This window comes from Pseudomonas sp. SMV71 (genome assembly GCF_052042015.1).
Lineage (GTDB): Bacteria > Pseudomonadota > Gammaproteobacteria > Pseudomonadales > Pseudomonadaceae > Aquipseudomonas.
The window spans coordinates 170288-184660 of the sequence record NZ_JBKGGU010000005.1 but is presented as its reverse complement, the minus strand read 5'-3'; the positions used below and the strand labels follow the sequence as shown (position 1 = coordinate 184660).

10 protein-coding genes are annotated in these 14373 nt (G+C 62.6%); 7 read left to right on the top strand and 3 right to left on the bottom strand.

From position 1 onward, the window contains the following. Positions 1-58 precede the first annotated feature (58 nt). The 3 genes from ACLEJQ_RS06790 to ACLEJQ_RS06780 all read right to left on the bottom strand — a co-directional run bounded on the left by ACLEJQ_RS06790 (position 59) and on the right by ACLEJQ_RS06780 (position 7679). A complete protein-coding gene (locus tag ACLEJQ_RS06790; protein WP_440793376.1) occupies positions 59-4765 on the bottom strand; it encodes a dermonecrotic toxin domain-containing protein in 4707 nt (1568 codons plus the stop codon). 139 nt (positions 4766-4904) lie between these two features. After that, a complete protein-coding gene (locus ACLEJQ_RS06785) occupies positions 4905-5624 on the bottom strand; it encodes a FadR/GntR family transcriptional regulator (protein ID WP_440793374.1) in 720 nt (239 codons plus the stop codon). Positions 5625-5942: 318 nt separating this feature from the next. Further along, positions 5943-7679 carry an IlvD/Edd family dehydratase gene (locus tag ACLEJQ_RS06780; RefSeq protein ID WP_440793372.1) on the bottom strand — a complete coding sequence of 579 codons (1737 nt, stop codon included), beginning with the start codon at positions 7677-7679 and terminating at the stop codon, positions 5943-5945. Between the two features lie 193 nt (positions 7680-7872). On the opposite strand from ACLEJQ_RS06780, the gene ACLEJQ_RS06775 reads away from it, so the two are divergent. The 7 genes from ACLEJQ_RS06775 to ACLEJQ_RS06745 all read left to right on the top strand — a co-directional run bounded on the left by ACLEJQ_RS06775 (position 7873) and on the right by ACLEJQ_RS06745 (position 14351). Then, complete coding sequence (locus tag ACLEJQ_RS06775; protein WP_440793370.1) at positions 7873-9195, top strand: MFS transporter; 1323 nt, start codon at positions 7873-7875, stop codon at positions 9193-9195. A 244-nt stretch (positions 9196-9439) separates the two neighbouring features. Then, positions 9440-10432 (top strand): AraD1 family protein, encoded by a 993-nt coding sequence (araD1, locus tag ACLEJQ_RS06770; RefSeq protein ID WP_440793368.1) that lies wholly within the window; start codon positions 9440-9442, stop codon positions 10430-10432. 13 nt (positions 10433-10445) lie between these two features. After that, on the top strand, positions 10446-12026 hold the full coding sequence (locus ACLEJQ_RS06765) for an aldehyde dehydrogenase (NADP(+)) (RefSeq protein WP_440793366.1): 1581 nt from the start codon (positions 10446-10448) through the stop codon (positions 12024-12026). Positions 12027-12263: 237 nt separating this feature from the next. Continuing rightward, positions 12264-12560 carry a DUF5629 family protein gene (locus ACLEJQ_RS06760; RefSeq protein ID WP_440793364.1) on the top strand — a complete coding sequence of 99 codons (297 nt, stop codon included), beginning with the start codon at positions 12264-12266 and terminating at the stop codon, positions 12558-12560. Beyond that, entirely contained in the window at positions 12547-13722 is a 1176-nt protein-coding gene (locus tag ACLEJQ_RS06755) for a lactonase family protein (protein WP_440793362.1), read from the top strand. Before ACLEJQ_RS06760 ends, ACLEJQ_RS06755 begins: the two co-directional genes overlap by 14 nt. Positions 13723-13878: 156 nt before the next feature. Continuing rightward, positions 13879-14058: a hypothetical protein gene (locus ACLEJQ_RS06750; protein WP_440793360.1), complete on the top strand. Its 180-nt coding sequence runs from the start codon at positions 13879-13881 to the stop codon at positions 14056-14058. A 167-nt stretch (positions 14059-14225) separates the two neighbouring features. Beyond that, the gene (locus ACLEJQ_RS06745; RefSeq protein WP_261978327.1) at positions 14226-14351 is read left to right on the top strand and encodes a hypothetical protein; all 126 of its coding nucleotides are present in this window, start codon (positions 14226-14228) and stop codon (positions 14349-14351) included. Positions 14352-14373 lie beyond the last annotated feature (22 nt).

Below are 14373 nucleotides of genomic sequence, written 5' to 3'. Positions count from 1 at the left end.
GCTGCGCAGCCCAGCGGGAGCAAGCTCCCTCGCCACGGTTGTTCGCAGTGTTCGGCGATCAAGGCGCCAACGGCAAGAACCGGCTCTGGGCCAACGACTTGCTGATCTGCCCTCGATGCACATTCACCACCGCGTAGGGGCTGGTGGCCTTGGCCAGCAGTGAGTGGTAGTGCTCCTTGCGTTGCTCCTTGGTCTTGAGGTGCGCGACGCTGAAGTTGTCCTTCGGTGTGTCGGCCGCGGCGTAATGAAAATGCGCGTACCAGATCGGGAAGCCGTCACGGTCGTTGATGGCGTATTCCTGCAGGAAATCCTTGCGGGCCCCTTGCAGGGCCGTGCGATCTCCGAGTCGGGCCACCTGTATCAGGTTTTTCTCGAACAGAAACCGCAGGTTGCCGTCGGTGGGTGGCAATTTCAGGCTCAATTCGATACGCAGGTCGCTGCCCTTGGTCGCCAGTTGGTTGGCGGCGCCTGCCAGCTGTCGGCCCAGCTCCTCGTTGGCCGGGGTGCGGGAGGCTGGCGATGCGGTGAGTGCCCGGTCGAGTTCTTCGGAAAGCGTGCGGAAGTGACTCGCCTCATTGTTCAGGATTTCCTCGATTTCCTGAGGATGACGGCAGTGCGTCTTGTAGCTTTCGGCGCGGCTCATGCGCTTGTCCAGGTCGTCGAGCAGTTCTCGCCCATTGGCCCGGATCGCCTTGATCGATCGCGTCTGGGGCACCGAGGTCGGGCGGCGTACATCGACCACATCCCAGACATCCTCATGACGCGAATAAGTGGCGAGTATCTGGTTGTCGCCTTCGGAGCGCATTTCGACGACTTCGATCGGCAGGCTCGTGCCGGCGGGCTTCAGGTCGCCGATCAGAGTGCCATTGTGGCGTGTCTTGATCAGTTTCTTCTGCGGCAACCCGGTGCCTGTCCTGGGCCGTTTAGGCATACGCTTGCGCGGCTTGGGTTCGGGTTTGATCTCTGCGGCGAGTTCCCTGGAGACCTCCTGGTAGAGGCCCTCGATCATTTTGACCAGCCTGTCGAAATAGGATTCGTTGATGTCATCGAGATAAAGGGCTTTTGTTCCCTCCAACGTATCCAGGATCTTGCCGTAATGCTCGGTCAGGCTGGTCAGTACTTCGAGTTTCTCCGGCGGGGAGAGATCGAATATTCGCAGGGCGCAATGGGAGCGCATGTGCTCCATCAATGGCATGAGAATGCGAAGCAGGCGTTCGGGCAGGGCGGAATGCAGGTTTCTCACCGCTAGCACGGGCAGCGTGGAGAGTTGCAGGGTCTTGCTGCCGATGGCGTTCTTCTCATCCAGGGGACGGTTGCGGGTCAGCCGTTCGAATGCTCGTGCGCCCGAGGCATCGAGGTTCGATAGCCGCTCAAGGTAATTGTCCTTGAGTTCCAGCCAGTGGATCGCTCGGTCGTTGATGTCGCTCTTAGCGTCGAGGTACTTCATGTAGCCTTCGTAGTCGCGGGCGATAATCTCACTCATATTGGCACGCTCTCGGAACTGAGGATGGGCTCGCTGGATGGCCGCCCGTTCCTTTTCGGTGATCAGGAACGCCTTGCGGGCATTGTTGATCACGTTTTCCATGAGCACATGCATGTAGCCCGACGGGAAGCTGACGCCCAGACTGGCGCGTTCGGCCGCGCTGTTCGCTAGCGTCAGGTACATCTCAGTCTGTTCGTTGAGCAGGTCATAGAAAATCTGGCGTTTGGCCGCCCGCTGGGCCTCGGTGTATTGAGCGCCTTCCTCGGTCCGGGTCATGACTTGCTGGGCCACGTCCAAGGCTTTTTGTCTGTCGGCGTCTTGCGCCTCCAACCGTTTGGATTCATCCATCAACTGCTTGGCCCGCTCCAGGTTGATACGCCGCTGTGCCTCCACCCGCTTGGGCGGTGAACCGCCGAGCAGGCGCAGGCGCAGATCCAGGTGCCAATGGCCCTGGGCATCGACGCGCAGCGGCGGGCCGTTCCTGTCGGCGTCGAGCGCAGCGAGTGGGTCGACGATGGTTGCACTGCCATCGTATTCGGGGGTGACCCGATAGAAGGCCCCTTCGACCTGGGCATGCCATTTGCTGTCGATCACGTACAGGCCTTTGAACGGGCCGTTTTCAATGGGGTCGGGTAGGGTCTTGGGGGACGGCACCCGCAAACGTTGCAATAGCGCCTGTTGTTGCGGTGTCGGTTGGCCGCTGGCCCTGGCGAAACTGAAGTCCAGGCGCCGACTGGCGGCCTCGGCGTGGGCATCCGGCACGGCCACGGTGCCCTCCACGAAGGTGGGCGCCGCCGTTTCGGGCCATTGTTCGGCGATGGCGCGCGGCGCGGGCGAACGCATGGCCTCCTTCTGCACCGATTCGGGCAGCGCGGCACGCGCCACAGGCCCATGGCCGGCAGGCAGTTGGCTCACCAGCAGGGCCAGATTGACGAGCAGGTCGACCGCGGCAAACTCCCGGGCCACCGGGTCTGCGCTGATCAGCGCCGGGATGTCCTGTTGGGCGCTGGCCATCAGGTTCCAGAGCCAGACGGTGGTCATTGCCGGGCCGCGCAGCAGAGGGAACAGTAAGGTGTTGAACAACAGGCCGCCGCCTTCGAGCAACACTGCCCAGCGGCTTTCGCGGTTCGACACCGAATCCCGGTCGGCCTGGGTCACCAGAGCCTGGGCGTTGCAGCCATAGAGATACTGCATGAGCTCACCGTGGTGCAGCGATTGCAGCAATTCGCCATGGGCGTCGTTGAGGGCGAGGGTCGCGGGGGCGGGCTTGTCCGGAACGCTGAATTCGTCACCGCTGAAGAACCGCACGATGTGAGGCTCCAGGAACCCACCGTTGGCGTAGATCGGGCGTGCGGCGTCGGGCAGCCAGGTCAGGATGCTGTCTTGCAGGGCCCCGGGAGCAGCAATGGCTTGCATCAGCGCCTCGCGGGTCGGGAACTCCCGTAGCGAGGGCGCGTAGAATGGCCGATACAACAGGTGCGGGCCGGTGGCGATGTCCTGCGCCTCGATGACGAACATATTGGCCACGGTGTCGGGCTGGGCCTGGGCCTTGCGCAACACCGCCAAGTGGCGAATGACCACCGGACGACCGTTGGCCCGTTGGCTCGCCGTGTCGGGTTGCAGAACGGCTGCCAGCAGGCGCAGGCCCTGGGCGGTCATGCCATTCTCCCGTGCCAGCTTCTGTTTCAATGCTTCCAGCATCAGTTGCGCCGGGAGCTGTTCGGCGAAGATCCGTTGCCGCTCCTTCGCCCTGAGAGAGTCGTCGAGCAGATGCTGGCGCAGATAGCGAGGATAGGTCGCCCCGATGTCGACCTGTTCGATCAGTTGGGTGACGAAGGCCGGCGTCAACCAGGTCGGCAGCGCGTGGCCCAGACGATGGCTAAGGCTGAAGGTGCCACTGGGACGGCCGACGAGGTTGTGGATGGCCAGTTCGGTCAGGCTCATCTGCCGTTTTTCGCTGAGGCCGATAGTGCCGGGATAACCCGCCGAAACACTGAACGTCAGCACCACGTCGTCAGGCTGGAGTTGGCTCGCTGGCAGCGGGTCAGGGCTGCGGTCGTTGGCTTTTTTCAGGCGTTCGAGCAAGGCATGGATGGTAAAGGCCCGGATGTCGTCGATGTCGCCGAGAAAAGTCTGGCCCTGGTGACGTCGCTTGGCGCTGGCCAGCGCCAAGCTGTATTGCTGGAATGACGTTTGGTCGTCGATGGCGGCGTTTTTCAGCCAGGCGGGCAGCAGGGGCTCAAGGCGGGCCTTCATGTCGGGCGAAAGTCGCGGAGTGTCCAGCAGCGAGCGGGCCGGGTCGCTCAGGTCGTGGTAGAGATGCTTGAGGTCCTGCGTGTCGATCCCGGCTGGCAATTGCACCGCTTGCAGGTCGGCCAGTTGCTGCTCCAGCAGCATGGCCGCCTGGCTTTCGAAGACGTTGCCGCTGATCTCGTAGCGCTGGCAGGTGATGGTGTCGACGGTGTACTGGCTGGCGATGCGTGCTCCCCAATGATGTTCGAAGGCCTCCAGGGAAGCGAAGGATTGCACTGCGCTGCCGGGGCTGCACAGCAGAAATTCGCCAGTGCCCTGGTAGGCGCGGGTCAACAGGACCTCGCTTGCGAGCAGCACCGTCTGGTCGCTGCCCGTGGTGAGCCGGGTTTCCAGGTGATAGGCGTACACCGGTGTCTGTCGGTTGAGACACAAGCGTTGCTCGCGGTCCGGCCACCGGACGATCTGATCCAAGGCTTCGCGCGCGGTGTCGGTGAGGCCGGGTTGTTGCAGGCCACGCAGGTTCAAGGTGTTGCGCAGCACATCGCTGAGCCAGCGCCAGCGACTGGTGGGGTCACTTGTATCGGCTTTACCAACGCTGCTGATGTCGTCACTCCAGTAACGCACCAGCGCATCTTCAAGGCCAATGGGTACGCTCCAGGGCAGTTCAAGAATCGCTCTGCGAATGACCTCCATGTCCAGGCGTTGTTCGCCTGACCAGAGGCGCCGTGGCGGGTCGTCGGAAAGGAAGCAGTCAAGCGTTCCCTTCGGGCTGAAGTCCGGGGGAGTGCCGCTGGCCAGATAATCGAGGACCACGCTCATCAAGGGTCGGAATTGCCAGCCGCGTGCGGTTCCGTCCGGTGTCGCCAGTTGGGTCTTGGAAAGGTCGATGTCCAACCAGGGATCGGTTTTCTTGAGGGCCTGTTCGAGCATCCGTCGGGCGACCTGTTCGAGGGTCGGGCGGCCGGCGAATTGCAGGCTGACACATTGGGCCAGCGCAGGGATCGAATCAGCGGTGGAGGGGGTATTCATGAGAAGTCCTTTTCACGAAACATGGCCGTCGGGATGACGGCGAGAAAAGTATCGACTTCTATGGCGTGGGCAGGCGGTACATAAATACCGCCCGCCAAGACCGATGCCGCTCAGTCAGGCGTTGCGCTTTTTGACCTGATCAGGCGGGATCGGCCCCCAGCACGACGTTCAATGCGCTGCGGGCGTCGTCCAGCTGCACCAGCGTGGCGTGGCGGGCGCCGAGGGCGTCGCGATTCTCGATGGCGGTGAGGATCGCCTTGTGCCGCGGCATGGCCAGTTCATGGAGGTTGGGCCGTTGGTTGGAATGCTTGAGCGCCTCGGCGATGGCCACCGACAGCATGTTGCACAGGTTGGCGAGCAGGTCGTTGTGGGTGGCGTCGGCGATGCGGCTGTGGAAGTCCAGGTCCGGTTGCAGCAAGGCTTCGGGCGTCGGGGCGGCATCCATGCGCTCATAGGCTTCGCGAATCGCGGCGATGTCGGCGTCGGTGGCGAACTGTGCTGCCAGGGCGGCGGCCGCAGGTTCGATGATGCTGCGCACGCTGGTGAGCAGGCCGAAGAACTCGTTCTGCGGGCTGCTTTTCATCAGCCAGTGCAGCACGTCCGGATCGAGCATGTGCCATTCGCGCCGAGGCTTGACCACCGTGCCGACACGCGGGCGTGAATACACCAGGCCCTTGGCGACCAGCACCCGCGTGGCTTCGCGCAGCACCGGGCGGCTCACGGCGTACTCTTCACACAACAGGGCTTCGGCAGGCAGCTTATCGTCCGGCTTGAAACGTCCGGAGACGATCTGCATGCCCAGTTCCTGGACAATGCGCGCGTGCATGCTTTTGCGGTCGGAGGGTTTGCGGTAATCCATGGGACGCGAAGCGATCCTGTGCGAGAGGGGTGCTGCGCATGATAGCAGGCGCGGCGAACATTCATCAGATCAAACGCTGAGGCCTGGCGAGCTTCTGTGGCGAGGGAGCTTGCTCCCGCTGGACTGCGAAGCAGTCCTTGGGGCGGTCGCTACGCAACCGAGCGGGAGCAAGCTCCCTCGCCACAGGTGATTGTGTCAGTCAAGATCGAGGTGACTGATCCGACGCCATCGCGAGCAGGCTCGCTCCCACAGGGGATTGATGGCGGAATGGATTCCCGGACCGCCTCAAAATCACTGTGGGAACTTGCTCCTGAGGGGTCAGTGGGAGTGACGCGGCACCTCGGCCCCGCGGCAGCCGACCAGGAAGTCGAAGTCGCAGCCTTGGTCCGCTTGCAGCACATGGTCGATGTACAGTTGGCGATAACCACCCACCAGCAATTGTTGCGGCGGGGCGAGGTCGGCCAGGCGGGCGGCGAGTTCGGCGTCTGGGATGTCCAGGTGCAGGCGGCCGCTGGCGCAATCGAGTTCGATCCAGTCACCTTCCTTCACCGCGGCCAGTGGTCCGCCGGCGGCGGCTTCCGGTGCCACGTGCAGGACCACGGTGCCATAGGCGGTGCCGCTCATGCGCGCATCGGAAATCCGCACCATGTCCGTCACGCCCTGGGCCAACAGCTTGGCCGGCAAGCCCATGTTGCCCACCTCGGCCATGCCTGGGTAACCCTTGGGCCCGCAGTTTTTCATCACCAGGATCGAGCTGGCATCCACATCCAGTTCCGGATCGTTGATCCGCGCCTTGTACTCGTCGAAGTTCTCGAACACCACCGCACGGCCGCGATGCTGCATCAACTCAGGCGTCGCGGCGGACGGCTTGAGGACCGCACCCAATGGCGCCAGGTTGCCGCGCAGCACGCAGATGCCGCCGTCGGCGCGGATCGGGTTGTCCAGGGTGCGGATGACCTGGTCCTGGCCGTAGATCGGCGCGTCCTTGGTGTTCTCGCCCAGGCTCTTGCCGTTGACGGTCAGGGCATCCGGGTTAGGGATCAGGTTGGCCTCGCCGAGACGGCGCAGCACCGCCGGCAGGCCGCCGGCATAGTAGAACTCTTCCATCAGGAAGCGTCCGGACGGTTGCAGGTCGACGATGGTCGGCATGCCGCGACCGATGCGAGTCCAGTCGTCCAGGTCCAGTTGCACGCCGATGCGCCCGGCGATGGCCTTGAGGTGGATCACCGCATTGGTCGAGCCGCCGATGGCCGCGTTGACGCGGATGGCGTTTTCGAATGCTTCCTTGGTCAGGATCTTCGACAGTCGCAGATCTTCGCGGACCATCTCCACCGCACGCATGCCAGACATGTGCGCGAGTACATAACGGCGTGCATCCACCGCCGGAATCGCGGCGTTATGCGGCAGCGAGGTGCCCAGGGCTTCGGCCATGCAAGCCATGGTCGAGGCCGTGCCCATGGTGTTGCAGGTGCCCGCCGAACGGGACATGCCGCCCTCGGCCGCGAGGAAGTCGTCGATGGTGATGGTGCCGGCCTTGACCTGTTCGCTCAACTGCCAGACCACCGTGCCCGAACCGATGTCCTGGCCCTTGTGCTTGCCGTTTAGCATCGGTCCGCCGGTGACGACGATGGCCGGCACGTCGCAACTGGCGGCACCCATCAGCAATGCCGGCGTGGTCTTGTCGCAACCGGTGAGCAGCACCACGCCGTCGATCGGGTTGCCGCGAATCGCCTCTTCCACGTCCATGCTCGCCAGGTTGCGGGTCAGCATGGCGGTGGGGCGCAGGTTCGATTCGCCATTGGAGAACACCGGGAATTCCACCGGGAAGCCGCCGGCTTCGATCACGCCGCGCTTGACGTGCTCGGCTATCTGCCGGAAGTGCGCGTTGCACGGTGTCAGCTCCGACCAGGTATTGCAGATACCGATGATCGGCTTGCCGTGGAACTGGTGGTCGGCGATGCCCTGATTTTTCATCCAGCTGCGGTACATGAAGCCGTTCTTGTCGGCAGTGCCAAACCATTGGGCCGAGCGCAGGGAGGGTTTCTTATCAGACATGATCGATTCTCTTATTGTATGACTATATTGTTCTAGATGAAGCGTAACATAAGCGCAATTTGTCCGGTTTGGAAGTGTTGTTGGGTAAATAGTATTACTATATAGTCCGATTCAACGGAGGGATTGTCCGGGTGCTCATTCACCTGAGAAATCCCCCGAGGTTCTATAACAACAACAATCGGAGACCGGTCCCATGAGCCAGGAATTGCGGCTTATTCGTCGCATTACGCTGAAACTGATTCCCTTCCTGATCCTGCTGTACCTGATCGCCTACGTGGACCGCTCTGCGGTGGGCTTCGCCAAGCTGCACATGGGCGCCGACATCGGCATCGGCGATGCGGCCTACGGTCTGGGCGCGGGTCTGTTTTTCATCGGCTATTTCCTCTTGGAGATCCCCAGTAACCTGATGCTCGAACGCTTCGGTGCCCGGCGCTGGTTTGCCCGGATCATGATCACCTGGGGCGCGATCACCATCGGCATGGCGTTCGTCCAGGGCCCCCATAGCTTCTATGTGATGCGCTTTTTGCTGGGTGCCGCCGAAGCGGGTTTCTTCCCTGGCGTGCTGTACTACATCACCCAATGGTTCCCGGTGCGCCACCGCGGCAAGATCCTCGGCCTGTTCATTCTTTCCCAACCCATCGCCATGATGATCACCGGTCCCGTGTCCGGCGGCTTGCTGGGCATGGACGGGATATTGGGCCTGCATGGCTGGCAGTGGCTGTTCATCGTCATCGGCCTGCCGGCGGTGCTGCTGACCTGGCCAGTGCTGCGTTACCTGCCTGACGGCCCGCAACAGGTGAAGTGGATGGACCAGGCCGAGAAGGACTGGCTGACCGGTGAACTGAAAAAAGACCTGCAGGAATACGGCCAGACCCGCCACGGCAACCCGCTGCATGCGCTCAAGGACAAGCGCGTCTTGCTCCTGGCGCTGTTCTACCTGCCGGTGACCCTGAGCATCTACGGCCTGGGCTTGTGGCTGCCGACGCTGATCAAGCAGTTCGGCGGCAGCGACCTGGTGACCGGCTTCGTGTCTTCCGTGCCGTACATCTTCGGCATCATCGGCTTGCTGATCATCCCGCGCAGCTCTGACCGTTTGAACGACCGCTACGGTCATCTGGCCGTGCTTTACGTGCTTGGCGCCATCGGTTTGTTCCTGAGTGCCTGGCTCTCGGTGCCGGTACTGCAACTGGCGGCGTTGTGCCTGGTGGCGTTCGCGCTGTTTTCCTGCACCGCAGTGTTCTGGACCTTGCCAGGACGTTTTTTCGCCGGCGCCAGTGCGGCGGCGGGCATTGCCTTGATCAACTCGGTGGGCAACCTGGGTGGCTACATCGGACCGTTCGTGATCGGCGCGCTGAAGGAGTACACCGGTAGCCTGGCGTCGGGGCTGTATTTCCTGTCGTGCGTGATGGTGTTCGGCCTGGTGCTGACCGGTGTGGTGTATCGGCTGCTGGAACGCAAGCACGTGCTGCCGGCGGATCAGTTCGCGGCCAGCGCCCGGGGGGCGACGCGTAGCTGAGGTCATCCTAATCAACTGAGGTCACTGCAATCACTGTGGGGAGTAGCTTTTGTGGCGAGGGAGCTTGCTCCCGCTCGACTGCGTAGCAGTCGCAAGACAGGCGATTGTGTATTGCTTCAATACACTTGGCGCTTCGAGTGGGGGCGCTTCGCACCCCAGCGGGAGCAAGCTCCCTCGCCACAAAAGCGCGCAAGAGGACCGACAGTTCACTGCATGTTCATATTGGTTTCACAGGAGAAAATCCATGCGTTTAGTTCAATTCGAATTGCCCAACGGTGAACGCCGCGTCGGTGTGGTCGAGGGCGATCAGGTGCGCGAAGTGTTGGGCGCGCAGACGGTACGGGAGCTGGCGCTGGCGGCCATCGAGGCGGGGGTGAAGCTTGAGCAGCAGGTCAATGGCCTGGGTTTGGGCGCTGCCCATGACTACCCACGGTTGCTCGCTGAACTACGCGTGTTGCCGCCACTGGATCACCCGGACCCGGCGCACCTGCTGGTCAGCGGCACCGGCCTGACCCACCTGGGCAGTGCCTCGGCGCGGGACAAGATGCACCAGCAGGCCGGCGACGAAAGCGCCATGACCGACACCATGCGCATCTTCAAGTGGGGCGTGGAGGGCGGCAAGCCCCAGGCCGGGCAGGCCGGCGTGCAACCGGAATGGTTCTACAAGGGCGACGGCAGCATTGTCGTGCGCCCGGGCCATCCGTTCCCGCTGCCGCCGTTTGCCGAAGACGCCGGCGAGGAGCCGGAAATCAGCGGCCTGTACGTCATCGGCTTCGACGGCAAACCGTACCGCCTGGGCTTCGCGGTGGGGAACGAGTTCTCCGACCATGTGATGGAGCGTAAGAACTACCTGTACCTGGCCCACTCGAAATTGCGCAGTTGCAGCTTCGGTCCGGAACTTCGCGTCGGTGAATTGCCTCAACATCTGTCCGGGACCAGTCGCATCCTGCGCAACGGCGAAGTGCTGTGGCAGAACGAATTCCTCAGCGGCGAGGCAAATATGTGCCACAGCCTCGAAAACCTGGAATTCCACCATTTCAAGTACAGTCAGTTCCTGCGTCCGGGAGACGTCCACGTTCACTTCTTCGGCACCGCGACCCTGTCGTTCGCCGACGGCATCCGCACCCAGCCGGGGGATGTGTTCGAGATCAGCCAGGCCGAGTTCGGTGCGCCGCTGGTCAATGGCATTGCCCCGGTGGACGCGGTGTTCAACCCGGGTACTATCGGCACACTTTAAGAGGAGACTTGCGATGAACCAGATCCTTGGCCACAACTATATCGGCGGGGCGCGCAGCGCGGCCGGCCAGACCCGCCTGCAAAGCGTCGATGCGAGCACCGGTGAAAACCTGCCCGGTGAATTCATCCAGGCCACGGCAGAAGAAGTCGACGCCGCCGCCAAGGCTGCCGCTGCCGCATACCCGACCTATCGCAACCTGAGTGCAGTGCGTCGGGCCGAGTTTCTCGAAGCCATTGCCGATGAGCTGGACGCCCTGGGCGATGATTTCGTGGCCGTGGTCTGCCGTGAAACCGCCTTGCCGGCGGCACGTATCCAGGGCGAACGCGGGCGCACCAGCGGTCAGATGCGCCTGTTCGCCAAGGTCTTGCGTCGCGGCGATTTCTACGGCGCGCGCATCGACCGCGCCCTGCCGGAGCGCACGCCGCTGCCACGGCCTGACCTGCGCCAGTACCGCATCGGCCTGGGCCCGGTGGCGGTGTTCGGCGCCAGCAACTTCCCGTTGGCATTCTCCACTGCCGGTGGCGACACCGCGTCGGCCCTGGCCGCCGGTTGCCCGGTGGTGTTCAAGGCCCACAGCGGTCACATGGCGACGGCCGAATGGGTGGCTGATGCGATCATCCGCGCCGCCGAGAAAACCTCTATGCCGGCCGGTGTGTTCAACATGATCTACGGCGGTGGCGTCGGTGAGTGGCTGGTCAAGCACCCGGCAATTCAGGCGGTCGGCTTCACCGGTTCCCTGCGCGGCGGGCGGGCCCTGTGCGACATGGCGGCCGCACGTGCGCAGCCGATCCCGGTGTTCGCCGAGATGTCGAGCATCAACCCGGTGATCGTGTTGCCCAAGGCCTTGGAAGACCGCGCCGAAACCGTTGCCCGTGACCTGACCGCCTCGGTGGTGCAGGGCTGCGGTCAGTTCTGCACCAACCCTGGCCTGGTGATCGGCATCCGCTCGCCGCAGTTCACCGCGTTCACCCAACAAGTGGCTGCGTTGATCGGCGACCAGGCCCCGCAAACCATGCTCAACGCCGGCACGCTGCAAAGCTATGGCAAAGGCCTGCAGAAACTCCTGGCCCATCCGGGCATCGAGCACCTGGCCGGGCGCGAGCAGCAGGGCAACCAGGCCCAGCCGCAGCTGTTCAAGGCTGACGCCAGCCTGCTGATCAACGGTGACGAGGCGCTGCAAGAAGAAGTGTTCGGCCCGACGACTGTGTTCGTCGAAGTGGCCGACCAGGCACAACTCAGCGCTGCGCTCAATGGCCTGCACGGCCAACTGACCGCGACGATCATTGGCGAGCCAGCCGACTTCGAACAGTTCGGCGAGTTGACCCCGCTGCTGGAACAGAAAGTCGGTCGCATCCTGCTCAACGGTTATCCGACCGGCGTGGAGGTGTGCGATTCGATGGTGCATGGCGGACCTTACCCAGCGACGTCCGATGCCCGTGGCACTTCGGTCGGCACCTTGGCAATCGATCGCTTCCTGCGGCCGGTGTGCTTCCAGAACTATCCGGACAGCCTGTTGCCGGAGCCGCTGAAGAATGCCAACCCGCTGGGGATCCTGCGCTTGGTGGATGGGGTGATGGGGCGCGAGGGGCTCTGAGGGGCGCGGTGAGGCCGTTGCATTGAGATTGGATGTGCTGGCCTCTTCGCGAGCAAGCTCGCTCCCACAGGGGATCTTTTGTGAATATAGAGTTTGTGTTCGCTGGAAATCCAACTGTGGGAGCGAGCTTGCTCGCGATGGCGATAGGCCGGTCAACATCGAGTCTGAAGTTATGGCCCAAGGCCCATGCCCACATTGGGCTATCATGCCCACTTCCCCATGAATGACTGATTTCCCATGACTGCCGTAACTGACACCCTGCTCGACGCCCTTCACAAATGCGACATGCTGATCATTGACGGGCTGCACGCATTCGATTTCTCCCTCGACGAGCAGGACCAGCTGCACGTCGAATGCATGAACGGTCGCACCCTCGAACATTGGCGCTTCACACAGGCGCAGATGCAGGCCGCGACGTTTGACCCGGCCCGCAAGCACTGGATCATCACCAGCGATTCGGGCGATCACCACCTGGAGTGCGTGGAAGCGACCAGCGGCCACGACGATGAGGACGATGAAGATGAAAATGCGTAGTCTCTGGCCGCTGTTGATGGCCGGCAGCGTGGGCGCCATGGGCGTCCAGGCGGGCACCGAGGAGCGTCATCAATTGCTGGTGGGTTCCTACACCGCCGGCCAGAGCCAGGGCATCTATCGCCTGCAATTCGACAGCAGCACCGGCCAGCTCGATGCCAGACCGCTGCAAGTGATCAAGACCGACAATCCCTCGTGGCTGACCCTTTCGCCGGACATGAGTCGGCTGTTCGTGGTCAACGAAAACGGGCCGGGACAGAAAGACCCGGTGGGCAAAGTCAGCAGCTACGCCGTTGACCCGAAGACCCATGAGTTGAGCCTGATCAACCAGGTGCAGTCCCTGGGCAACGAGCCGACCCACTCCAGCCTCAGCGGCGACGGCCGGCACCTGCTGGTCAGCAATTACTCGGTGGTCGAAGACCCGGGCGGCACCCTGGCGGTGTTGCCGGTCGCGGCTGACGGCAAGCTGTCGCCGCCGGTGCAGTTGAGCAGCCATCAGCCGAGCCGGGTCAACCCTGAGCGGCAAATGTCGGCGCATGTGCACGCGGCGGTGTCCTCGCCCGATGGCAAGTATGTGTTCGCCAATGACCTGGGGGCGGACAAGGTGTTCATCTACCGCTACGACCCCAAAGCCAACCCCGAACTGCCGTTGACCGCTGCCGACCCGGCCTTCGTGCAATTGCCGCCCGGAAGCGGCCCGCGCCATCTGCTGTTCAGCGCCGACGGCAAGCACGCCTGGCTGACCATGGAGATGAGCGCCCAGGTGGCGGTGTTCGATTACCAGGATGGACGCCTGACCCAGCGCCAACTGGTGGACCTGGCGGCCGGCAAGCCTCAGCCGGGCAGGGCGGCCGCGGCGTTGCATGCCTCGAAGGATGGCAAGTTCCTGTACGTCAGCAACCGGGGCACCACCAACGAGCTGCTGGTGTTTGCCATCGACCCGGCGTCCGGCACGCTGAAAGAGCTGCAACGGCGCTCCGTGGAAGGCGATCATCCCCGGGAATTCAGCCTCGACCCGAGCGGCCGATTCCTTTTGATCGCCAACCAGAAGAGCAACCAGATCGTGGTGCTCGAGCGCGATTCGAAGACCGGCCTGCTGGGTAAGACCGTGCAGAAACTGCCGATGGATGCGCCGAGCGACTTGAAGTTCGTGGTGCGTCAATAGATCGCAGGCCCCGTGGTTCGGGGCCTGCGCCGTTGTATCAATGAGGCTGATATTCGCTAGCAGTGCAAAGCATTTCAAGACGAGACGCCTCGGCGCGTAAGTTTGCTTCACGGCCCAACCGGGCATGACCGCCAACTGAATCCGAGGACTACCGCCATGAATCTCAATCTCTTCTCCGTAATCGCCGCTTCCGCTATCTCCGCCACCGTGGCTTTGCCAGCCAGCGCGAGCATTGAGATCAACAACCGGAAAAACCACACCCAGAGCTACACCGAGAAATACCTGCAACAGAGCGCCAACTTCTACGCAGCGCTGGATCACAAGACCCAACACTGAGCGACACGCGACAACTGAAGCCTGCGATCTTTTCATCTTTCAACAAGAGAAAAGATCGCAGGCTTCGTCGTTTCCAAGGTTCGCAGTAATTCCTGCTGTAATATCACATGGCCATGTGTTTAAATTTGACGCTGATAAATTGACTCCTTGCCGATAAGGATCGACCCATGGTGATGCGCCTGGCCGTGATGCTGCTGTTTCTCTACTCCACCCCGATTGTTTCTGCTGCCCAGCCGGTGCCCGGTGAGTTGGAAGTGGCGAGGGAGCGATTACTCAGTTTGCTCAGTGATTGAATTCGATTGCTTTTGTGGCGAG

What these genes read in the sequence shown, in the direction of transcription:
- ACLEJQ_RS06790 (WP_440793376.1), bottom strand. Translation starts at nt 4,765, where the DNA reads ATGAATACCCCCTCCACCGCTGATTCGATCCCTGCGCTGGCCCAATGT.
- ACLEJQ_RS06785 (WP_440793374.1), bottom strand. Translation starts at nt 5,624, where the DNA reads ATGGATTACCGCAAACCCTCCGACCGCAAAAGCATGCACGCGCGCATT.
- ACLEJQ_RS06780 (WP_440793372.1), bottom strand. Translation starts at nt 7,679, where the DNA reads ATGTCTGATAAGAAACCCTCCCTGCGCTCGGCCCAATGGTTTGGCACT.
- ACLEJQ_RS06775 (WP_440793370.1), top strand. Translation starts at nt 7,873, where the DNA reads ATGAGCCAGGAATTGCGGCTTATTCGTCGCATTACGCTGAAACTGATT.
- araD1 (WP_440793368.1), top strand. Translation starts at nt 9,440, where the DNA reads ATGCGTTTAGTTCAATTCGAATTGCCCAACGGTGAACGCCGCGTCGGT.
- ACLEJQ_RS06765 (WP_440793366.1), top strand. Translation starts at nt 10,446, where the DNA reads ATGAACCAGATCCTTGGCCACAACTATATCGGCGGGGCGCGCAGCGCG.
- ACLEJQ_RS06760 (WP_440793364.1), top strand. Translation starts at nt 12,264, where the DNA reads ATGACTGCCGTAACTGACACCCTGCTCGACGCCCTTCACAAATGCGAC.
- ACLEJQ_RS06755 (WP_440793362.1), top strand. Translation starts at nt 12,547, where the DNA reads ATGAAAATGCGTAGTCTCTGGCCGCTGTTGATGGCCGGCAGCGTGGGC.
- ACLEJQ_RS06750 (WP_440793360.1), top strand. Translation starts at nt 13,879, where the DNA reads ATGAATCTCAATCTCTTCTCCGTAATCGCCGCTTCCGCTATCTCCGCC.
- ACLEJQ_RS06745 (WP_261978327.1), top strand. Translation starts at nt 14,226, where the DNA reads ATGGTGATGCGCCTGGCCGTGATGCTGCTGTTTCTCTACTCCACCCCG.